The sequence below is a fragment of the Exiguobacterium sp. S22-S28 genome (genome assembly GCF_043359615.1).
Lineage (GTDB): Bacteria > Bacillota > Bacilli > Exiguobacteriales > Exiguobacteriaceae > Exiguobacterium_A.
This window is the reverse complement of the sequence record NZ_JBHFFC010000031.1, coordinates 110,918-130,153: the sequence shown is the minus strand read 5'-3', so window position 1 is coordinate 130,153 and position 19,236 is coordinate 110,918. Positions and strand designations below refer to the sequence as shown.

General features: G+C 46.7%; 21 protein-coding genes. 10 read left to right on the top strand and 11 right to left on the bottom strand.

The features are described 5' to 3' along the window. Positions 1-46 precede the first annotated feature (46 nt). Both ACHA8N_RS15135 and ACHA8N_RS15130 read left to right on the top strand, forming a co-directional pair. Positions 47-346: a DUF3817 domain-containing protein gene (locus ACHA8N_RS15135; protein ID WP_147512111.1), complete on the top strand. Its 300-nt coding sequence runs from the start codon at positions 47-49 to the stop codon at positions 344-346. Positions 347-448: 102 nt separating this feature from the next. Continuing rightward, positions 449-1,681 carry a DEAD/DEAH box helicase gene (locus ACHA8N_RS15130; protein ID WP_147512110.1) on the top strand — a complete coding sequence of 411 codons (1,233 nt, stop codon included), beginning with the start codon at positions 449-451 and terminating at the stop codon, positions 1,679-1,681. 57 nt (positions 1,682-1,738) lie between these two features. Here ACHA8N_RS15130 and ACHA8N_RS15125 read toward each other — a convergent pair whose 3' ends face one another. From ACHA8N_RS15125 to ACHA8N_RS15115, 3 genes are all read right to left on the bottom strand, one after another. Beyond that, positions 1,739-2,152 carry a DUF2231 domain-containing protein gene (locus ACHA8N_RS15125; protein ID WP_147512109.1) on the bottom strand — a complete coding sequence of 138 codons (414 nt, stop codon included), beginning with the start codon at positions 2,150-2,152 and terminating at the stop codon, positions 1,739-1,741. A 77-nt stretch (positions 2,153-2,229) separates the two neighbouring features. Beyond that, positions 2,230-3,399, bottom strand: coding sequence for a sensor histidine kinase (locus ACHA8N_RS15120; RefSeq protein WP_393966199.1), 1,170 nt, complete (start codon positions 3,397-3,399; stop codon positions 2,230-2,232). Further along, a complete protein-coding gene (locus tag ACHA8N_RS15115) occupies positions 3,392-4,069 on the bottom strand; it encodes a response regulator transcription factor (RefSeq protein ID WP_147512107.1) in 678 nt (225 codons plus the stop codon). Before ACHA8N_RS15115 ends, ACHA8N_RS15120 begins: the two co-directional genes overlap by 8 nt. 111 nt (positions 4,070-4,180) lie before the next feature. On the opposite strand from ACHA8N_RS15115, the gene ACHA8N_RS15110 reads away from it, so the two are divergent. The 3 genes from ACHA8N_RS15110 to ACHA8N_RS15100 are packed head-to-tail and all read left to right on the top strand — an operon-like array spanning position 4,181 to position 5,956. Next, on the top strand, positions 4,181-4,486 hold the full coding sequence (locus tag ACHA8N_RS15110; RefSeq protein WP_393966198.1) for a hypothetical protein: 306 nt from the start codon (positions 4,181-4,183) through the stop codon (positions 4,484-4,486). Between the two features lie 13 nt (positions 4,487-4,499). Then, complete coding sequence (locus ACHA8N_RS15105) at positions 4,500-5,393, top strand: FAD:protein FMN transferase (protein ID WP_393966197.1); 894 nt, start codon at positions 4,500-4,502, stop codon at positions 5,391-5,393. After that, complete coding sequence (locus ACHA8N_RS15100; RefSeq protein WP_393966196.1) at positions 5,381-5,956, top strand: hypothetical protein; 576 nt, start codon at positions 5,381-5,383, stop codon at positions 5,954-5,956. Before ACHA8N_RS15105 ends, ACHA8N_RS15100 begins: the two co-directional genes overlap by 13 nt. Before the next feature lie 15 nt (positions 5,957-5,971). On the opposite strand, the gene ACHA8N_RS15095 is transcribed toward ACHA8N_RS15100, so the two are convergent. The 4 genes from ACHA8N_RS15095 to ACHA8N_RS15080 form a co-directional block, all read right to left on the bottom strand. After that, the gene (locus ACHA8N_RS15095) at positions 5,972-6,757 is read right to left on the bottom strand and encodes an alpha/beta hydrolase family protein (protein ID WP_393966195.1); all 786 of its coding nucleotides are present in this window, start codon (positions 6,755-6,757) and stop codon (positions 5,972-5,974) included. Between the two features lie 164 nt (positions 6,758-6,921). Beyond that, a complete protein-coding gene (locus ACHA8N_RS15090) occupies positions 6,922-8,478 on the bottom strand; it encodes an ABC-F family ATP-binding cassette domain-containing protein (RefSeq protein ID WP_012371786.1) in 1,557 nt (518 codons plus the stop codon). 27 nt (positions 8,479-8,505) lie between these two features. Continuing rightward, positions 8,506-8,679 (bottom strand): hypothetical protein, encoded by a 174-nt coding sequence (locus ACHA8N_RS15085; protein ID WP_012371785.1) that lies wholly within the window; start codon positions 8,677-8,679, stop codon positions 8,506-8,508. A gap of 86 nt (positions 8,680-8,765) precedes the next feature. Then, positions 8,766-9,212: a hypothetical protein gene (locus ACHA8N_RS15080; protein ID WP_147512102.1), complete on the bottom strand. Its 447-nt coding sequence runs from the start codon at positions 9,210-9,212 to the stop codon at positions 8,766-8,768. A gap of 142 nt (positions 9,213-9,354) precedes the next feature. Here ACHA8N_RS15080 and ACHA8N_RS15075 point away from each other — a divergent pair, with 142 nt between their 5' ends. The 4 genes from ACHA8N_RS15075 to ACHA8N_RS15060 all read left to right on the top strand — a co-directional run bounded on the left by ACHA8N_RS15075 (position 9,355) and on the right by ACHA8N_RS15060 (position 13,270). Beyond that, the gene (locus tag ACHA8N_RS15075; protein WP_147512214.1) at positions 9,355-9,684 is read left to right on the top strand and encodes a hypothetical protein; all 330 of its coding nucleotides are present in this window, start codon (positions 9,355-9,357) and stop codon (positions 9,682-9,684) included. Next, positions 9,681-10,889 carry a glutathionylspermidine synthase family protein gene (locus ACHA8N_RS15070; protein ID WP_393966194.1) on the top strand — a complete coding sequence of 403 codons (1,209 nt, stop codon included), beginning with the start codon at positions 9,681-9,683 and terminating at the stop codon, positions 10,887-10,889. The genes ACHA8N_RS15075 and ACHA8N_RS15070 overlap by 4 nt, the downstream gene beginning before the upstream one ends. 14 nt (positions 10,890-10,903) lie before the next feature. Then, the gene (locus ACHA8N_RS15065) at positions 10,904-11,539 is read left to right on the top strand and encodes an NAD(P)H-binding protein (protein ID WP_393966193.1); all 636 of its coding nucleotides are present in this window, start codon (positions 10,904-10,906) and stop codon (positions 11,537-11,539) included. A gap of 237 nt (positions 11,540-11,776) precedes the next feature. After that, complete coding sequence (locus ACHA8N_RS15060) at positions 11,777-13,270, top strand: peptide MFS transporter (RefSeq protein WP_147512099.1); 1,494 nt, start codon at positions 11,777-11,779, stop codon at positions 13,268-13,270. Between the two features lie 340 nt (positions 13,271-13,610). Here ACHA8N_RS15060 and ACHA8N_RS15055 read toward each other — a convergent pair whose 3' ends face one another. Further along, on the bottom strand, positions 13,611-14,882 hold the full coding sequence (locus tag ACHA8N_RS15055; RefSeq protein ID WP_393966192.1) for a purine/pyrimidine permease: 1,272 nt from the start codon (positions 14,880-14,882) through the stop codon (positions 13,611-13,613). Positions 14,883-15,041: 159 nt separating this feature from the next. Here ACHA8N_RS15055 and ACHA8N_RS15050 point away from each other — a divergent pair, with 159 nt between their 5' ends. After that, positions 15,042-15,737 carry an alpha/beta hydrolase gene (locus ACHA8N_RS15050; RefSeq protein WP_147512097.1) on the top strand — a complete coding sequence of 232 codons (696 nt, stop codon included), beginning with the start codon at positions 15,042-15,044 and terminating at the stop codon, positions 15,735-15,737. A 90-nt stretch (positions 15,738-15,827) separates the two neighbouring features. On the opposite strand, the gene ACHA8N_RS15045 is transcribed toward ACHA8N_RS15050, so the two are convergent. The 3 genes from ACHA8N_RS15045 to ACHA8N_RS15035 form a co-directional block, all read right to left on the bottom strand. Then, a complete protein-coding gene (locus ACHA8N_RS15045) occupies positions 15,828-16,763 on the bottom strand; it encodes a carbohydrate kinase family protein (protein WP_393966191.1) in 936 nt (311 codons plus the stop codon). Continuing rightward, a complete protein-coding gene (locus ACHA8N_RS15040; RefSeq protein WP_393966248.1) occupies positions 16,750-17,601 on the bottom strand; it encodes a PRD domain-containing protein in 852 nt (283 codons plus the stop codon). The genes ACHA8N_RS15045 and ACHA8N_RS15040 overlap by 14 nt, the downstream gene beginning before the upstream one ends. A 108-nt stretch (positions 17,602-17,709) precedes the next feature. Beyond that, positions 17,710-19,122 (bottom strand): sucrose-specific PTS transporter subunit IIBC, encoded by a 1,413-nt coding sequence (locus tag ACHA8N_RS15035; protein ID WP_026831709.1) that lies wholly within the window; start codon positions 19,120-19,122, stop codon positions 17,710-17,712. Positions 19,123-19,236 lie beyond the last annotated feature (114 nt).

The following is a 19,236-nucleotide window of genomic DNA, read 5'->3' as shown; positions in this document are numbered from 1 at the left end:
ACGTCCCGTATACTAAAGGAAGTAAACAGGAAAAAGGAGTGACGGGATGTTAGGAACTACGTTAGGTCAATTTCGATTGATTGCCGTGTTAGAGGGGATTTCATTTTTGGTCTTGTTGTTGATTGCGATGCCGCTAAAATATATGGCGGGCATGCCGGAAGCCGTTTCAATCGTCGGTGCCCTGCACGGTGTCTTGTTCGTCATGTACGCATTATGGTTAGCTGTCGTTAAATTTAAATACCGTTGGTCGTTTGTAAAAGCAGGCATCGCTTTTATCGCTTCGTTCATTCCATTTGGTACATTTGTACTCGATCGAAAGTTAAAACAGGAAGCAATGAACGCGTAAATTGTGTATACTAGTAAAAGCACGGCTGTGGATAACTGTTTTTGTCGATTCGAAGCAGGTTATCCACAGCTTTTTTCTGTGGATAATTTTTAGGAGGATACTATGTCAACATTTGAAGCATTACACATTCAAGAACAATGGGTGAAAAAATTACAAAAACAAGGCATTAAACAACCGACACCGATTCAGGAACAGGCGATTCCGCATTTACTGGCGGGTCGTGACTTAATAGGAAAAGCACAAACCGGGACAGGGAAGACGCTTGCGTTCTTATTACCAATCCTCGAACAAATCGATTTAGAGAGCAAAACCGTTCAAGCGTTAATCGTCGCACCGACACGAGAACTCGCGCGTCAGATTGCAGACGAAACACACAAGTTGATCCGGAACATGGAAGACATCCGTGCACTTGCTGTGTACGGTGGACAAGATGTGTTCAAACAAATCCAACGTCTCGGCCGGATGCCGCAAATCATCATCGGGACACCAGGTCGGATTTTAGATCATGTCGGACGGGGAACACTTGATTTGAGTGAACTGAAGACGCTGGTCTTGGATGAAGCCGATCAAATGCTGCAAATCGGATTTTTACCGGAAATCGAAGATATCATCGCGGCAGCACCTGTTGATCGTCAATTCGTCATGTTATCGGCGACGATGCCACCGAAAGTCGAGCAACTCGCAAAAACGTATCTTCGTGATCCAATCGAAGTCCAAGTCGAAGCCGAAAAAGTAACGGTCGATGCCATCGAACAGTTCGTCGTCGAAACGACAGACCGCCGGAAACAAGCGACACTTCGGACGATGCTTGACGAGATGCGTCCTTATGCCGCCATCATCTTCTGTCGGACACAACGTCGTGTCAGCAAGCTGAACGAAGAGTTACAGATGCAAGGATATCCGACGGATGAATTGCACGGTGGTTTGACACAAGGAAAACGTGAAAAGGCAATGGCGAAGTTCTACCAAGGCAAAACACCGTTTTTGATCGCGACGGATGTTGCGTCACGTGGTCTTGACGTCACGGGTGTCACACACGTCTTCAACTACGATTTACCGGATGATGCCGAAAGTTACGTCCACCGGATTGGTCGGACGGGACGTGCCGGGAACGACGGCGTGGCGATCTCAATCGTCACACCAAGAGACGGTCGGAGTTTCCGCGACATGGAACGCGAGCTTGGGGTCGAAGTGACACCAATCGTCGTCGAGTTATCGGACGAGATGATTCGTGCGCAACATGACCAAAGCAAAGGAACAAAGGCTCCTGCAGAAGGTCGTGGCAATACACGCCGCTCGAACAACCGCCGTCCAGGACGTGCCCATCGTAAATAAGTGAATTTTAAATGCCCTCTTATCCACAGATAGGAGGGCATTTTTTGTCATATCTGATTATTTGGCGTAAACCATTTGTCCGCCGAGATGACCGGTATACGCGAGCAGACCGCTTCCGACGACGGCGACGAGCAGGCTCAACATGAGCATCGTTTTTTTGTTCGAACGGTAGCCAAGCAGCAAAAAGACAAACGCGATTCCAAAAGCGACAAGGCTGAATAACGCAAAGTGTTCATGATTCTCGATGGCAGCGTGCGTTACACTGCTGAGATTGGTTTCTGCATACTCTTCTGCGCCGTCACCGGATAAGTAAGCGGCGACACCAGACAGAAGACCTGCAAATAAAGTGATTAGGACAAATAATTTTAACTGCACCCATTTCAAACTGAATACCAACAGAACGGTCGCAAACAGTAACAGCGCGATTGGAGCGTGGACGAGTAATGGATGGAGCGGTACACCAGCTAACATATGAAAAACCTCCTCGATCAGTAATAAGAACATACTCTTACTGTAACGAGGTTATCTGACAGTTAGCTGACGGTCCATCAAGGAATTGGAAAAAGAATCGTGAAACGTGTTCCTGTTTGGGGTGTCGATTCAACGAAGATAGTAGCTTCGTGAGCATCGGCAATGGATTTTGCGATGGCGAGACCCAAACCGGTTCCGGTACCATGACGAGAGTGGTCGCCACGGTAAAACCGTTCGAATATTTTAGCTTGATTTTCGGGTGGAATGCCGATTCCTTGATCGGCAATGATCAATTGAACATGAGTTGACGTGTTCTGCAGTTGAACCTCAATATCAGAATCGCTGTAGGCCGCTGCATTTTCTAAAAAAATCGTCAACAAACGAATCAATTGGTTAGGGTCTCCCTTGATAAACAGATGAGGTGTGATAGTTAAAGACAATGTCCGATTGACTAACGTATGTTTAAAACGTTCAGAAGTCTGCGTAACGAGTGTACTCAAATCGACTGGACTCGTAGGTCCGGGTTGACCTTCTCGGGCCAACAACAGTAAATCAGAGACTAAATATTGCATCGAGGCCGTCTCTGCTTTCAAATCCGATAAGATTGCCTGTCCTTCCGTGCTGAGCGGTTCAGTTTCGAGTAACTCGATTCCACTGTATAAAATCGTCAGCGGAGTCCGTAGTTCATGGGAAGCATCTGACGTAAATCGGCGTTGCCGGTCAAATGCTTGTTGGACGGGGACGACGGAACGACCGGCCAAGATATAGCTGATTCCCATCAAGACGAGAGTCGAAAGAAGCGTGATACCGGCTAACATAGCAATCAACCGTTCCAACGTATCTTCTGTCGCGGAGATATCCTTCAAGAGAAGGGTGGATCCTTCCGGACTGGTCCGTTGATAAAGCAAAAAATGCTGACCGTCGGAAAAAATCTTTTCGGTCACTTTGTTTGAATCCAGGAATTTTCGGACAGGTTCTTTTGGCAGGTCGTCGGGCAGTCGTGTATAGCGTTCCGTCCCATCCGGATTAAAGAGTTGAAAATAAATCGGATCCCGGATCACACGATCTTCCCCGTGTTCGATACGCTCGAACAGATCACGATTCGAGACCGACTTTAATTGGTTCAACTCCGTTTGATCCAGCAACCGGGCGGTCGTAAAATAGACCCCGATTAAAATCAAAATCAACAATAATAAAAACGTGCCGCTAAACAATAACGTCAAGCGTTTCCGGATCGTCTCAAGCATGTGGATCACCGAGCCGGTAGCCGAAACCGCGGACGGTTTTGATCAAGGAAGGTGCACCTGCTGCATCCAGTTTTTTGCGGACAAGCCGAACAAGTGCATCGAGCGCATTGTCAGTAATATCGGCCCCGATGCCCCAGACGATTTCAATGATCAATTCCCGCCCCATGACCTGTTCCGGACGACGCAGCAACAAGGATAAAAACTCGAACTCACGGCGCGTTAAATCAAGGGGATGGTGGGCATAGGAAATCGTCTGCGTCGTGATATCCAGTTCCAGTTCTTGATAAGAAACGATCGAGATGAATGCTTTTTTCTGACGGCGGCTCAGGGCACGGAGCCTGGCTAACAGCTCGTTTGCCTGAAACGGTTTGACGAGATAATCATCGGCGCCGCTATCGAGTCCGTGGACCAAATCAATTTCCGTATCACGTGCCGTCAACATCAGGATACCGCCCTCGAAACGCTCCCCCCGCAACTCGGTTGCCACTTCAATGCCACTTTTATACGGCATCATCCAGTCGAGGACAAGCAAATCATAACGAAACGTCTGACACTGTTCGATGGCGGTTACCCCGTCATGGGCGACATCCACCTGGTAACCGGCGCGTTCAAGATGAAGGCGTAACATTTTAGCTAGACGTTCATCATCTTCTGCGATCAAGACACGCATCCTCATTCCCCCTGTCCCGTCGTTTTTCTTATTATCCCACAGTTGTCATCAGCTAGTTGTCAGTTTTTATCGATACAGTAAAGATAACAGGAAACGAGAGGAGCAGGGACAATGAAACCAAAACCATTTGCGAAGTGGATTGTTGGTCTGAGCAGCAGTGTCTTTTTAGGTCTTGCAATCGGTCAATTGAGTGTCGTTTCGAATGATCAGCCGACGAACCCCGTTAATACAGGTGATTCCTATTCCGATGAAACGACGATTCCAAGTCAGCCGTCGCAAGGTGATGACGATGAGTGGGGTGAGTCAGATGAGGATAGTTATGAGGAGGACGATGATGAAGGGTGGCAGAGCAACGAAACATCCGGCTTTGAACAGCCGAGCGGTGGAAGTGACGGACAGTCCAGTCATTCGAAATAGGAGGTGAATCGGAATGAATCGTCAGTTGTATGCGATGCATAACACCATTCGGTTCGTCACCGATCAACCGATCACAGAGGACGAATGGAAAACCATCCAACAATTTTTTCAATATGTCGACCGTCAATGGTCACGATTTGATCCGGCGAGTGAGGTCAGCCGACTAAATGGTCTGATGGTCGGAGAATCGCTCAGTGTCTCGTTACCGCTTGCACGCTTATTGCAACGTGCAATTCGTTACTTTGAACAGACGGAGCAGTATTTTTCGCCCTTTTTACTTGAACAGCAACAGGCAAATGGATACGACCGCTCGTTTCCATTCCAACGCGCCGTTGAATCATTCAGGATCGAAGCCCCACCCGAGAGCAGTCCGTTTGTGATTGAAGGATGCGACGTGACACGAGTGAGTCACGGCGCGATTGATTTAGGCGGCATCGGAAAAGGTGCGGCGGCGATGCTCGCGGCACAACGGTTACGAAAAAAACAACCGCGTGGTTTGATTGAGGCGGGAGGCGATGTCATCGTCTGGTCGGATACACAACCGTGGAAGGTTACAATCACCGATCCGCAGACGGAACAGGCAATTGCCGAAGTTCAGTTACGCCAAGGGGCGATTGCGACATCAAATCGGGTATATCGTTCGTGGAAGGTCGGAAAACGCACGAACCATCATTTGTTGAGCGGTAAGACGGGACGTCCGATTGAAAGCCGGTTCGTTCAAGTCACAGCATCAGCTCCGCAACTCTATGAGGCAGAGGTGATGACGAAGCTGGCTTTTCAGATGACGGAAGCCGAGCGACAGGACAAATTGTTCAAATGGTTTCCAAACGGACGATTGTTGTTAATGGATGAATCCGGAAAAATGGTGGCGGAAGAGAAAGGAGGGCAAGCAATATGGACTGGATGAAATGGTTGTTTTCAACATGGACAATGATTCGTTTGAGTGGAATGACCGGACATTTCTTTTTGACACTATCGGTTTTAGCCGGTTTACTCGGTTCATTCCCGACATTGAAAAAACAAAAAGCCCGTCTGCATCATATTCATCTGTACAGTGGTTGGGCGGGATTATTAGCGATTGTGCTTCATGCGACATTGATCATCGTTGATACGTATGCACCTATGAGTTTACTTGAAATTTTGATTCCGGGGACTGCATCATATGAGCCACTTTGGAATGCCTTTGGAACAATCAGTCTTTATCTGTTTGGTTTTGTCTTAGTGACTTCTGATTTCTTGAAAGAGTTTCTCGGAAAAACGTTATGGAAATTAACGCACTGGCTTGTCCTCCCGGCTTGGCTTTTGATGACCCTTCACGGCATCTTCATCGGGACGGATACGGGCACACTCTTTACGACCATTTGGTACGCGTGTTCGACACTGACCTTGTTCACGCTCGTGTTGTACCGGATGCAGTTACGACCAAACGTCAAAACACAGACAAAACAGGAATCCTCCGTATCAGGGTGAGGATTCCTGTTTTTTTTAGCGTTGTTGCAACCACGTTGTCCAAGACTGAAAGGCTTCTTCCCGGTTGTCGATGTAGTTGTGATCGCTGTCGACGATGATTTCTTCAAACGTACTAGCATCTTGTAAGAGATCATGATGCAGGGATTTAATGGAGGTCTCGTCGCGCTCGGATGTGACAAGCAGTGCGGACCGAGTGCGCAGTTGCTCTTTTAGCGCCAGTAGATTCCATTCGGCATGATGCTCGGTCAACTCTTTCAGCAACGTGTCCCCATCGGTATGCGACAGGAAGGTCGCACCGCGGCTGAGGACACCGCGCAAGGCTTCCTCATGTTCCGGATACTCGAGTACCAGCTGTCCGATCAAACCAAAATTAAAGGGTGAGATGCCGATGTAATGGGCAATCATCGGGACATTTGCAAAGGCATGAAGTCCGGCAAAACCGCCCATGCTGTGACCGACGATTGAAATCTGGTCGGCTGAGATATCGTGTGCTTGTGTAAACACAGGGGAAACGACGTGTTTCATGATCGCCGTTGCATCTTCGAGCGTATGACGAAAACGGAAGGCACCGGGGCTGCCGATCGTGCCGCGATACGAAGTGACGAGGACATGAAAACCAAGTTCCTGCAGTCGAACGGCCCAGTCCATGTTCAATTGTTTCCCAGGGAATCCGTGAAATAAGACAATCAAAGGAGCGGGGCGCGTTAAGGCTGGGGAATATAGGCGACAAAACAAGGACTCGTCTCCACCGCTAGGGAGTTCAATTAAAGATAGGTTTGCTTTTTTCGTGATGGTTTCCATGACATCCACTCCTTCTGAAAAGTTTCTTCTGTCATTTAGTGTGATACAAATCGACGAACAAGGCAATCGTTAAGTCTATGAATTAAAAAAAGAATGAAAAAACGACGGTTGTCTGATTCGATGAGACACCGAAATCAAACCCCGTCGTATGTTTCCAGCGAAACTTAGAAGACCTTCGTCGTCCACGATTCACAATTCCATAAATCCGTCGCGACAGCTTCATAAAATTCCGGTTCATGTGAAATCAACAGAACCGTTCCTTTATACTCCTGCAAGGCGCGTTTAAGTTCTTCTTTTGCTTCGACATCCAAGTGGTTTGTCGGCTCATCGAGAACCAGAATGTTCGATTCCGTGTTCATCAATTTACAAAGGCGGACCTTCGCTTTTTCGCCACCACTGAGGACTTCGATTTTCGATTCGATGTGTTTTGTCATCAGTCCACATTTCGCGAGCATTGCTCGGACCTGCTGCTGCGTCAAGGACGGGAATGTGCCCCAAATTTCCTCGATACACGTATTCGAATTCTTTTCCTTGATCTCCTGTTCGAAATAGCCGATATGGAGATTTTCGCCGCGTTCGACCGTACCGGAAACAGATGGAATCTCACCAAGCAAACTCTTCAACAGAGTGGACTTTCCGATTCCGTTTGCTCCGTGTAAGGCGATTTTTTGACCACGTTCGATCATCAAATCAAGCGGGCGCGAAAGGGGTTCGTCATATCCGATGACAAGTCCCTTCGCCTCAAACATCAACTTACTTGGGGTCCGTGCCGTCTGGAAATGAAACTCCGGTTTCGGACGTTCTTGCGCGAGTTCGATGACATCCATCTTATCGAGTTTTTTCTGACGGGACATCGCCATGTTTCGTGTCGAGACACGTGCCTTGTTCCGGGCAACGAAGTCCTTCAGCTCGGAAATTTCCTGCTGTTGGCGTTTGAATGCCGACTCATGCTGCTTTTTCTTTGCCTCATGGACCGTCAAGAAGTTGTCGTAATCGCCGACATAACGGTTGAGCCCTTGATTCTCCATATGATAAATCAAATTGATGACACTATTTAAGAATGGAATGTCGTGTGAAATCAGAATGAAAGCATTCTCGTAGTCATTGAGATATCGTTTCAACCATTCGATGTGTTGGACATCGAGATAGTTGGTCGGCTCATCCAGCAACAGGATATCTGGTTTTTCAAGCAACAGTTTTGCGAGCAGGATCTTTGTCCGTTGTCCGCCACTGAGCTCTTGCACGTCACGATCGAGACCAATTTCATCGAGACCTAACCCACGCGCAATTTCTTCGACTTTCGCATCAATCGTATAAAAGTCATTGTTCGTTAAGATGTCTTGTAAGACACCCACTTCTTCTAACATTTTTTCGAGTTCGTCTGGTTCAACTTCGCCCATTTTCGTATAAAGGTCATTGATTTCCTGCTCGATGTCGAACAAGTACTGGAATGCTCCTTTTAAGGCATCACGGATCGTGAGCCCCTTCGAAAGAACGGCGTGCTGATCCAGATAGCCGACGCGGACATGTTTCGCCCATTCGACTTTTCCTTCATCCGGTTCAAGCTGTGAAGTGATGATATTCATGAACGTCGATTTTCCCTCGCCGTTAGCTCCAACGAGACCGATGTGTTCCCCTTTTAACAAGCGGAACGAGACATCTTCGAAAATCGCACGATCGCCAAAACCGTGGCTTAAGTTTGATACCGTTAAAATACTCATAACTACTCCCTTATTTCACGAATTCAATTAGACGCCTGTCCGTTTTTTCTGGTTGTTCGTTTTTTTCGTTTTTTGACTTGTCATTTGTTTTGTTTCTGTTCCGCGCAAACCGGTCGGACGTTTTGTTTGTGATTGTTTTTTTGCTTTTAACTGTTCAATCATTGCTTCTTGAAGCGATAATTTTTTTGGTTGTTCGCTCATGTGTGTTCACCTCGATTAATTCGTTCTTATCCTCTAGTATGCCAAAAAAAACGTCTCTTGAAAACGAACTATGCTTATTTCTTTCATTAAATGATTTCTTCACCGAGATAAATGACGTAACAATTCCGGTCTAAATCGATCTCACAGCTGTCCCGTTCGAATACGCCGTGATCAGGAACGTTCAGTTTATCTTTGATTAAAAAACGCATCGCCTGAATATGATTCGGAACGGTGACGGTCTTGATAACAGGATGCGGACCACCCTCTTGAAAGCGTCTGAACTCCAAATGAATCTGGTGCGGAGGATAGACACGGTCGCTCGGCTCGCGGGGCGAAGCTTCGACATGATCAACGATCAACTGATCGTATTCCCCGTCCATTTCATTGGAACGTAATTCGTACAAATGACCTTCGATAATATGAAATTCACATAACTGATGGGCAATGATTTCATCCGGCTCAATGGCGAAACGACTGTATTGATAAATCGATTTAAATTCATTTTGATCCTCGACGTAATAAGCAAGTGACATCTGATTTCCTCCTCAAGTCTTCTTAGTTCTTTTACTGCGTGGAGCAAAAAAAGTTCCGATACGATAGAGAAACTTTTTCGGTGGAAAAAGCGTATACTTAGAATAACAAATGATTGCGAAAGGGGTATGAGATGTGAGTTGGATGAAACAAGCATCACTCGCGGCTACGTTATTGATTGGAACGACGCTTAGTGGGTGCGGATCTGATAATGCGAAAGCGGAGCGTCCGGATGATCCGGATTGTGACGATTACGAATATGATAACGATGAAGGTGTTTGGTATTGTGATGATGCCAACTCCACCCATTCTGGTTTCTTCTACTGGGGCGGAAGTTACTTTGCTTCGCGTGCGTTGATGCACAGCGCGATGCGGACGAAAGGATATACACCTAAATCAAAAGACGTCAAAAGTTACAATGCCAAGACGAAAGGTTTTGGAACAGGTTCTTCATCCGGTTTCTTCGGCGGATGAAGACGCGACAGGAACTGTACGGAAACATCGAATCATTTTGGGATGTACTGGATGGTGAGGTTTATGCTTTAGCAGAAGCGATGCCGGTTTCTCAAAAGACGATCAGTGAATTGCGGACAGCTGCGCGGGAGGCTTATCTGATTTTTGAAAAGGTCATTCCGATTCTTTGGGCGATGGATGATGCCGCTTTGATGGAGCTTGGTTTTCCGAAATCCGCGTTGCCGTTTCTCCGTCTGCAGACGATGCGACCGTTATCGATTATCAGCCGATTTGATTTCATCGTGACAAAAGAAAAAATTTCAGTGATGGAATGGAATGCGGATACACCGACATTTATAAAAGAAGCCTTTGAAGTGAATGATCAAATTGCTGCACAAGTAGGACTTGCACCCATCAATGAAGGACAGGCCGGACAGCTGGCTGCAAGTGTGCGCCGTGCCGTCAAGGCGGCGCAACACCGGACGTGTCCCGTCCCGCATATCGTCTTTACGTCACATGGAGACAACATCGAAGATCGATGGACGACTGAATATTTGCAACAGTTTGTTGAAGGTGCTACATATTGTCCACTTGACGAACTGGAAATCCGGGCGGAAGATGGTTTGTATGACCAAGACGGAAAACGCATCGATATTCTTTACCGCCAGACGTTTCCGATTGAAATGGCATTGCTCGATCGCGATGAAGAGGGGAAAGAACTCGGAGTTTTATTGCTTCAACTTGTAGAATTAGGATTACTTGAAATTATCAATCCACCATCAGCCTTTTTAATGCAGGCAAAGTCGATTTTGGCCTTAATCTGGTTGCTTCATGAAACCAAACATGAATATCTGACGGCAGAAGAACACGCCAGCATTGCCCGTTATTTTTTACCTACCTATTTAAATCCGTCGTCCTTTTTAGAACGACATCAAGCGTTTGTCGAAAAACCGATTTTTGGACGGGAAGGCGACACCGTGACCATCCATCAGGGGGATGGAAAAGTCATGTATAGCAATGAACAACGGTCATTTGCCGGGCAATCGGCTGTTTATCAACAGTATCAATCATTGCCAACACGGCGTTTGCAGGATGGAACGGACGTTTCGTATATGTTCGGAGTATTTGTTCTTGGAGGACAACCAAGTGCTGTCGGTGTTCGTGCCGGTGAACGGATTACCGGAAACCGGTCATACTTTTTACCAATCGGACAACAGAACCATTAAAAGGAGGATGAATCATGAAGGCAGCTATTTTAGGAGCGACGGGATTGGTCGGACAGGAGTTAGTCGACCAATTACTGGCGCACGAAGACTATCAAGAAGTACATGTGCTCGTCCGTCGTCCGATGAATCGGTTTCATCCTAAACTGGAAGAGTGGGTGATTGATTTTGATCGGGTGACGGAAATCGAACTGCCGGAAGTGGACCATGTTTACTGTGCACTTGGCACAACGATCAAACAAGCCGGATCACAAGAAGCCTTCCGGCAGGTGGACTATACGTATCCGATCGAAGTCGGTCGTGAACTCATGGACTTAGGAGCTACACGATTTGCATTGATCTCTGCCCTCGGTGCCCATCCGAATGCCAAGACGTTTTATAACCGTGTCAAAGGTGATACGGAAAACGGTTTGCGTGTACTCGGATACGATGCCTTACTTATTTTCCGACCATCGCTATTGCTTGGGGAACGGGATGAGTTCCGGTTTGGCGAGCAGACGGCAGCGCGTGTCTCGACCGTACTCCGTCCATTACTAAAACGCAGTACGTTTGCTCCGATTGAAGCGGAGAAAGTGGCACAGGCGATGATTCGGCACACGTTACATGCACCACCAGGAGTGACCATCATTGAATCAAAAGAGATGCAGACATGAGCGAGCGGAATTTCCGTATCGCTCTTTTTTTTCGTAACAGAATTAATATTTGACTCCTCAAATGATTTACGGTTGAATGATATAGTGCTGTCTCATAAACAAAAAAAGAAGTGAGACAATTCAGGCAAAACAGTGTATTTTCATTCAATCGCTTCGGTCGCGCTTATCGTTTGGGGAAAGCGGGAAAAAGATTGAGTGATATATACGTATTGAAGGTAGACGAAAGGAGCCGATCCTATGGCAGAGTTTGATCGCGATCAGGTCTACAAGACTGTTCCGCAAAAAGGATTCTTCGGAAATCCAAAAGGGTTGTTCACCCTGTTCTTTACTGAATTTTGGGAACGTTTTTCCTACTATGGAATGCGTGCCATCCTCATCTATTATATGTACTACTCTGTAAAAGATGGTGGTCTTGGAATCGACGAGAAAATGGCGTCTTCCATAATGGCGATCTACGGATCATTAGTTTACATGTCTGGCGTCATCGGCGGATGGATAGCCGACCGTTTGCTCGGAACATCGCGGACCGTATTTTACGGCGGTGTATTGATTATGACCGGACATATTGTTCTGTCTTTACCAGCAGGGGCTACAGCACTGTTCTTCTCAATGGGTTTAATCGTAATTGGGACAGGATTACTGAAACCAAACGTTTCAAATATTGTAGGTGACCTGTACAGTAAAACAGATAATCGACGTGATGCCGGTTTTAGTATTTTTTACACAGGAATCAATGCAGGGGCATTCTTATCTCCAATTATCGTAGACGGAGTACGTTTGCAGGCAGGTTTCCACGCTGGATTTGCTGTTGCGGCAGTAGGTATGTTTTTAGGATTAGTTGTTTTTGTATTGACGAAGAAAAAAAATCTCGGACAAGCTGGTCAGTACGTATTAAATCCGATGTCAAAAGAAGAGAGAGTACGTTTTTATAAAGTAGCTTCTTTCTCCTTGGTTGGTATTGTAGTTCTTGGCTGGATTGCTTCAACAATCGGTTGGTTGACGATCAATACGTTTTCGTTTGTTGTGACGATTCTTGGAGTCATCATTCCGATCTTTTATTTCTATTTCATGTTGCGTAGTCCTAAAATTACCTCTGATGAAAAATCAAGATTGTATGCATACATTCCATTGTTTTTGGCAGCTGTTATTTTTTGGGCCATTCAAGAACAGGGAACGTATGTATTATCTAAATTTGCCGATCAACGTACAGAGTTAAGTTTCTTAGGATATGAATTTAGTCCGGCACTTTTCCAATCAGTCAATCCGCTGTTTATTATTGCATTGGCACCAGTCTTTGCAAGTATATGGATTAAGCTTGGGGATCGTCAGCCGACAACGCTTCAAAAGTTTTCGTTTGGTTTAGTATTTGCCGGCTTATCCTTCATCGTCATGATGGTTCCGGGTCTATTGTTCGGAACGGAAGGGTTGGTCAGTCCCCTTTGGTTAGTATTTAGTTTTCTGTTAGTCGTGATTGGTGAACTTCTCCTTTCTCCGGTCGGCTTATCTGCGACGACGAAACTTGCTCCATCTGCATTTTCGGCACAGACCATGAGTTTATGGTTCATGACAAATGCTACCGGACAGGCTGTGAATGCCCAAATCGTTAAGTTTTATGATCGTGATACGGAAGTAATGTATTTTGGTATCACAGGCTTAGTTGCCGTCTTCTTCGGATTGTTACTACTTGTTTTTTCGAAAAAGCTTCAAGTGCTTATGAAAGGAATACGTTGATCCTATACGGATAAAGTATGGAAAACCGTCTGTTTTCAAGGCTTCTTGTCTTATGAGACCCGATCGAACAAATAAAAAAATAGCGCTGTACAACGCCTACTACGACAGACAGTTGAAACAATCAAACTGTCTGTCGTAGTAGGCCTTTTTATTTTTTTGTGATGGATATGTTACTTCAAAAACAGATCAAAAAAACAACTCCATAATCGTACTGGAGTTGTCTTATAGGATTTCTGTGTGAACTGTTATTTCGTAATACTGATTTAACCTTCTACATCATCTTTTTTCTTGGTTTTAATTGTTTTTGTCTGAGAAGATACTTGCCTCTTGATTGGTCCACTTAATCGTTTGTTCGAATATGACGCAGTGATTCGGCCAGTAATGCAACGAGTGTTCCAAGTACAAGACCGTTCGACATTAAGGTCGTAACGAGCGGTGGCAGATCGGCTGTCGCTCCTTTAGGCAATAACAAGGCACCGATTCCAACGAGTACCGGTAATCCGACCGTGATCATCGCTGTCTGCCTGTTCAGTTCGCGTGAGGCTTCCGTAACACCAATGATGGCCATCCCGGCAACGATCGGCGCCACCATTGCGTACCCGACAGCAACGGGAATTTTGGCAATCAGTCCGACGAACGGCGTGACGATACTGAGGAATAAACAAATAATGTTGGCGACTGCAAAGGCTTTACGATCTGTGTTATCGGTCGAAGCGATGAAACCGGCTGTCCCGGAAATCGCAACCGGACCAACTGTTCCGAACATCCCGGCAAAAATCTGACCGATTCCTGCCGTAACGCCGGCTGTCGCGACTTGTCCTTTGATCTTCTCACCGCGTTTGGCACTGATAATCCGCTCGATGACCTTGATATTCGCAAGAACATTGGTCATCAGCAACAGCGAGATAATCAGAGCAGTCGGGAGTAAACTCCAGTCCAGATGTATGCCGCCAAACGGCATCAGATCAGGGAAAGTGAAGAACGGTCCATCAAACGTCGGCATTTCGGCGCGTCCGATCAGGGCAAACATGCTCCAACCAACAAGGAGCGTGATTAACAAGGCATATTGACGCAATCGATCACTGCGTTCAAGATACAGCGAAATGATGACAGTCAAAACAGAAATGACGGCAGGAAGCACTTGAATTTTACCGTCTTCAATATTCAGCAACCCTTTCATGACGGAACCAGACAATTGAGCCGATAACAGTAACATATAAACACCAATGACTTGTGGTGTGAACAGCGGAACGAGTCGACGCAGGACACCGGTCAGGGTAAGAATGATACAGATGATCCCACTGAGAATCAGTAAGAATCCAAGCGACTGCAGTGTCGTGGAATAGCTGCCGTACAAAGTGACTCCGATCGACGAGTAGAGGGCGAATACACCCCACCAGATTCCGGCAGGTCCTTCCATGATCGGCAGACGGTGACCAAATAAAACTTGAATAAGACTTAAAATCGCAAAAACGAATAAACAACGTGAGAGGAAAGCGAGGGTATCCGCACTTGATAATTCAAATGAGGCAGCAATCGCGAGTGGCGGGGCAATGTTTGTACAAATGATAAATAAAAACCACTGAATCGTAGAAACAACAGTACGTGGCAAAACAAATGATTCCCCTTTCGAATAACAATACTTTTTTCATCTTAAACCAAATATTGAAAAAGAGATAGGTAAGCTTACATTAACTGAAAATTCAAAACATAATTTTCATATGTGATTAAGCACACTGTAAGGGGTAGTAAACATACAGGAGGGATGAAAATGAAAAAATGGTTGAAGCGTATCAGTATGGGCGTCTTTATTTTACTTGGAGTTCTCATCGCAGCTTTTATGATTTGGGCTCAGTTCGATTATGGTCCAACCGATGAAGCGAAAAAATATGAAGGAGAATCCGTTGGACAGGGATATCAGTTCGGAGATCCGAAGAGCGAAACCGGCTTTATTTTTTATCAAGGTGCCAAAGTAGACCCTGCTGCGTACAGTTATATCGGGCAACAACTCGCGGAGAAGGGGCATTTCGTCATGATTCCGAAATTACCGTTTAACATCGCTTTACTCAACGCCAATGAGGGATTATCAATCATAGATGATCATCCGGATGTCAAACGGTGGTACCTGATCGGTCACTCACTGGGAGGGAGCGCAGCATCGACGATTTTAGGCGATAGTTCAAAAATCAAAGGAATCATTTTCCTCGCCTCCTATCCGATCGACGCCATTGATACGCCTTCATTGACAGTGTACGGTGGTCGTGACGGCGTTCTGCCAGTAAAGGATATTGAAGCGAGTAAAGCGAATGTTCGGTCTGACGCGACATTCCATCTGATTAAGGACGGAAATCATGCTAACTTCGGGATGTACGGAAAACAGAAGGGCGACAATTCAAGTCCGTTGAGCGCAAAAGAACAACAGGATGAAACGTTGACGGTCATTGAGGCGTTTCTGAAGGCTCAGTAAAAAAGTGAAGCAATACAAACAAGGGTGGCAGATTATAATTCTGCCACCCTTGTTGGGTGATGTGGGAAAGTTGCTTGTGTCACGGCAGGGTTAATTTAATCGTCGTGACACTTCGTCAAGCGTCGGCAAGGCAGCCATGGCACCTTTGACGGATGCCGCCAATCCTCCGGAAATCGCGGCGAACCGACCGATGTCCCGTAATTCTTCTTCACCCCAGTCAAACGAAAACGAGCGGATGGCACACTGATGCAGAAGTCCTGACATGAATGCGTCTCCGGCTCCTGTCGTATCGATGGCATCGACGGAAATTGCCTTGATTTCTGCCATGGAGCGGTCCGAGTAAAGAAGAGAACCTTCAGCCCCGCGTGTCACAGCGAGCAAGCGAATCGGATATTCGGCCAACAGTTCGGCCGCTCCTTCGTCGAGATTCGTTTGTCCCGTCAAAAAGGTCAGCTCTTCTTCGGCCAGCTTAACGATCTGCGCATCCGGTAAAACAGAACGAATCGTTGAACGGGCCGCCTCTAAATCAGACCATAAGGATTCGCGTAAGTTCGGATCATAGGAAATCGGCACAGCATGTTCTTTCGCAATCTCGATGGCGCGACGCGTCGCCTCGACCGAGTCCCCGGAAATCAATGAAATCGATCCGATATGCAACAGATCGGCATCTGCGAGTGAGGTGGGAATGTCTTTTTCATGAAAACTCATATCGGCGCGGTAACTGTTGATGAATTCAAACGACCGTTCACCATCGGCCGAGTTCGTGACGAGAACAAGACCGGTTTTATGCTCGGAATCCAAGACGATATGATCTGTTTTAACGCCATAATGATGCAACGTATCTTTAAGGAAATGGCCCATCGAATCATCACCGACAGAACCTAAAAAGTAACTGTCTGCACCGAGTCGCGCTAAACCAACCGCAACGTTTGCCGGGGCACCGCCCGGATTTTTTTGAAAAGTCAGGTTGTCTGTATCCAGTGGAATCAGATCAATTAACGCTTCCCCAAGACTATAAATTCTCATACGATTTGCTCCTTTCAAAATCAGGACGAATTCGTTCAACGTGAAGGGCCATATAGCCGACTTCCGAAATCGGGACCGTCGTCTGTAATTCCTGTTCGAGCCAAGCCGCCATGTTTTCGGCACAACGGAAGGCGTCGGTATAACGCGTTTGGACGGCAGACAAGATCACATCGTCCATATCGTGTAACGTTTGTCCCTGTTCAATCCGGGCCAAAACCAGTTTCATATGAGTGAAGAATCGATAATAAGTCATTGATGTTGTTTCAATCGTCTGTCCAAAAAAGGCTTCGATTTGTTCACGTAATTCATTTAATAAAGTAGCCGTTTGCAGGGCTGTGACCATATTCGGATGCTGCTGACGGGCATTGTACAAGTGGAGTGCGATGTTCGCAGCCTCCTCTTTCGGTAAAGAAACAGCCAATTTCTTTTCGATGTGGGCTACGGACCATTCTCCGATCTGATACTCTGCGGTATAGAGCAATCGGATTTCTTCCGCCAATCGATTGTGAACGACCAATTCTTCCCGGGCGAGCCGGACGGCGTGGGCGAGGTGATCAGTCAGACTGACGTGAATGTAGTCATGAAAAGGTGTTTTCAGTTCTCCTTCTGCGTAGGAAATGATCTGCTCCGACAAGTCGATGATATCAAGTGGTGTCGTCGTCAAGATTTCCTTGAACTGTTCTGCATTTTCAAAAGACGGAATAAACATTTTTTCGATTTTGGACGGATCAACGGGATCCTTCTTTTTTTTACCGAAAGCAATGCCTGGTCCCATGATGATTCGTTCTTGACCGTTTTCTTTTGTAACAATCGCATTGTTGTTGAGTACCTTATAGATGATCAGTCTGACTACCTCCTTTCTATTTATATTATACGGCTAATCCTTCAACTAAGAAAACTGACAAATGCGACCCGAAGAGGATTCTCAAAGGGTCGCATCGTTTAGTTAAGCAGCCAAATCTGTCTGTTTTTGTTTCCGTGCGTCAAGACGCATCAGGATGACAGTGGCGACGAAAGCAGTTGCTACGGCAATCGCAAAACCAACCAGATAGTTGATCAAGTTCGAGGCACCGAGTGGAGCGACGATTGCGATCATCGGAATGCCGGTCAATCCATAGGCGTTTGCTGCGACTTGTGTCAAGACGACATAGCCACCGCCGATGGCACCACCGATGGCGCCGCCGATAAATGGTTTACCGAGTCGCAGGTTCACACCGTAGATGACGGGTTCTGTGATGCCGAGGAAAGCAGAAAACGCAGAAGGGAGCGCCAGTGCTTTCAGTTTGACGTTTTTCGTCATGAAGTAAACGGCAAGTCCGGCTCCACCTTGCGCGACGTTGGCCATCGACCAGATCGGGAGGAGGAAGTTTTTACCGATACTCTTATCTGCCAGCAAACCGGCTTCAATCGCATGGAAGCTGTGGTGCATCCCCGTAATGACGATTGTTGAGTACAGACCACCAAACAATAGTCCGGCAACGACGGAGAACTGTTCGTAGAAGAAGACAAGAATGAATGAAATCCCTTTTCCGAGCAACGTTCCGATTGGACCGATGACGATGAGGGCAAGAAAACCTGTCACAAGAATCGTGACGAATGGTGTGACGAGCAGATCCAGTGTTTCCGGTGTCCGTTTGCGCACTTGTTGTTCAATTTTGGCCATGACCCAAACTGTCAGGAGAACAGGGAAGACCGTTCCTTGATATCCGATCAATTCAATGTTCATCCCAAGGAAGTTCATCACTTCCGGTTCACTGTTTCCGAGTGTCCACGGGTTCAGCAACGACGGGTGCGTCATGATTCCACCGATGACGGCACCGAGGTACGGATTTGCGCCGAACTCGCGTGCTGCTGAGAAACCGATCAAGATCGGTAAGATGATGAAGGCAGAAGACGAGAACATATCCAGCAATTGAACGATTGCCGAATCACCGCTGACCCAACCGAACGCTTTGATCATACCGAGCAGTCCCATCAACAAACCGGCTGCAACGATTGCCGGGATCAGCGGAACGAACACGTTGGACAGGGAACGTGCGAGACGGGCAAATGGATTCAGTTTTTGAGAAGCTGCTTTTTTTACATCAAGCGGTTCTTCTCCGTCGAGCTTCACACCAGCGAGTGGTGCAAATTCAGCAAAAACTTTATTAACCGTTCCCGTTCCGAAGATAATTTGGTACTGACCAGAACTGGAGAATGCCCCGCTGACACCATCCAAATCTTCGAGTGCCGCTTGATCGACTTTGGACTCATCGTGTAAAACGAGACGCAGGCGCGTCGCACAATGGGCGGCTGTGATGATGTTTTCTCGACCACCAACCAGTTCAAGGACACGTGCTGCAGTTTGCTTGTAATCCATGTTGAGTTCCTCCTTTAGGAAAGGCGTGCGATGGCAACAGGCCACAAAAAAAGGCAAGACCGAACAACACCTTCACGAACGAGGTGTTGAATCGGTCTTGCCAGCCGTACTGTC

Coding starts and splice junctions, on each gene's coding strand:
- ACHA8N_RS15135 (WP_147512111.1), top strand. CDS start 47: ATGTTAGGAACTACGTTAGGTCAATTTCGATTGATTGCCGTGTTAGAG.
- ACHA8N_RS15130 (WP_147512110.1), top strand. CDS start 449: ATGTCAACATTTGAAGCATTACACATTCAAGAACAATGGGTGAAAAAA.
- ACHA8N_RS15125 (WP_147512109.1), bottom strand. CDS start 2,152: ATGTTAGCTGGTGTACCGCTCCATCCATTACTCGTCCACGCTCCAATC.
- ACHA8N_RS15120 (WP_393966199.1), bottom strand. CDS start 3,399: ATGCTTGAGACGATCCGGAAACGCTTGACGTTATTGTTTAGCGGCACG.
- ACHA8N_RS15115 (WP_147512107.1), bottom strand. CDS start 4,069: ATGCGTGTCTTGATCGCAGAAGATGATGAACGTCTAGCTAAAATGTTA.
- ACHA8N_RS15110 (WP_393966198.1), top strand. CDS start 4,181: ATGAAACCAAAACCATTTGCGAAGTGGATTGTTGGTCTGAGCAGCAGT.
- ACHA8N_RS15105 (WP_393966197.1), top strand. CDS start 4,500: ATGAATCGTCAGTTGTATGCGATGCATAACACCATTCGGTTCGTCACC.
- ACHA8N_RS15100 (WP_393966196.1), top strand. CDS start 5,381: ATGGACTGGATGAAATGGTTGTTTTCAACATGGACAATGATTCGTTTG.
- ACHA8N_RS15095 (WP_393966195.1), bottom strand. CDS start 6,757: ATGGAAACCATCACGAAAAAAGCAAACCTATCTTTAATTGAACTCCCT.
- ACHA8N_RS15090 (WP_012371786.1), bottom strand. CDS start 8,478: ATGAGTATTTTAACGGTATCAAACTTAAGCCACGGTTTTGGCGATCGT.
- ACHA8N_RS15085 (WP_012371785.1), bottom strand. CDS start 8,679: ATGAGCGAACAACCAAAAAAATTATCGCTTCAAGAAGCAATGATTGAA.
- ACHA8N_RS15080 (WP_147512102.1), bottom strand. CDS start 9,212: ATGTCACTTGCTTATTACGTCGAGGATCAAAATGAATTTAAATCGATT.
- ACHA8N_RS15075 (WP_147512214.1), top strand. CDS start 9,355: ATGAAACAAGCATCACTCGCGGCTACGTTATTGATTGGAACGACGCTT.
- ACHA8N_RS15070 (WP_393966194.1), top strand. CDS start 9,681: ATGAAGACGCGACAGGAACTGTACGGAAACATCGAATCATTTTGGGAT.
- ACHA8N_RS15065 (WP_393966193.1), top strand. CDS start 10,904: ATGAAGGCAGCTATTTTAGGAGCGACGGGATTGGTCGGACAGGAGTTA.
- ACHA8N_RS15060 (WP_147512099.1), top strand. CDS start 11,777: ATGGCAGAGTTTGATCGCGATCAGGTCTACAAGACTGTTCCGCAAAAA.
- ACHA8N_RS15050 (WP_147512097.1), top strand. CDS start 15,042: ATGAAAAAATGGTTGAAGCGTATCAGTATGGGCGTCTTTATTTTACTT.
- ACHA8N_RS15045 (WP_393966191.1), bottom strand. CDS start 16,763: ATGAGAATTTATAGTCTTGGGGAAGCGTTAATTGATCTGATTCCACTG.
- ACHA8N_RS15035 (WP_026831709.1), bottom strand. CDS start 19,122: ATGGATTACAAGCAAACTGCAGCACGTGTCCTTGAACTGGTTGGTGGT.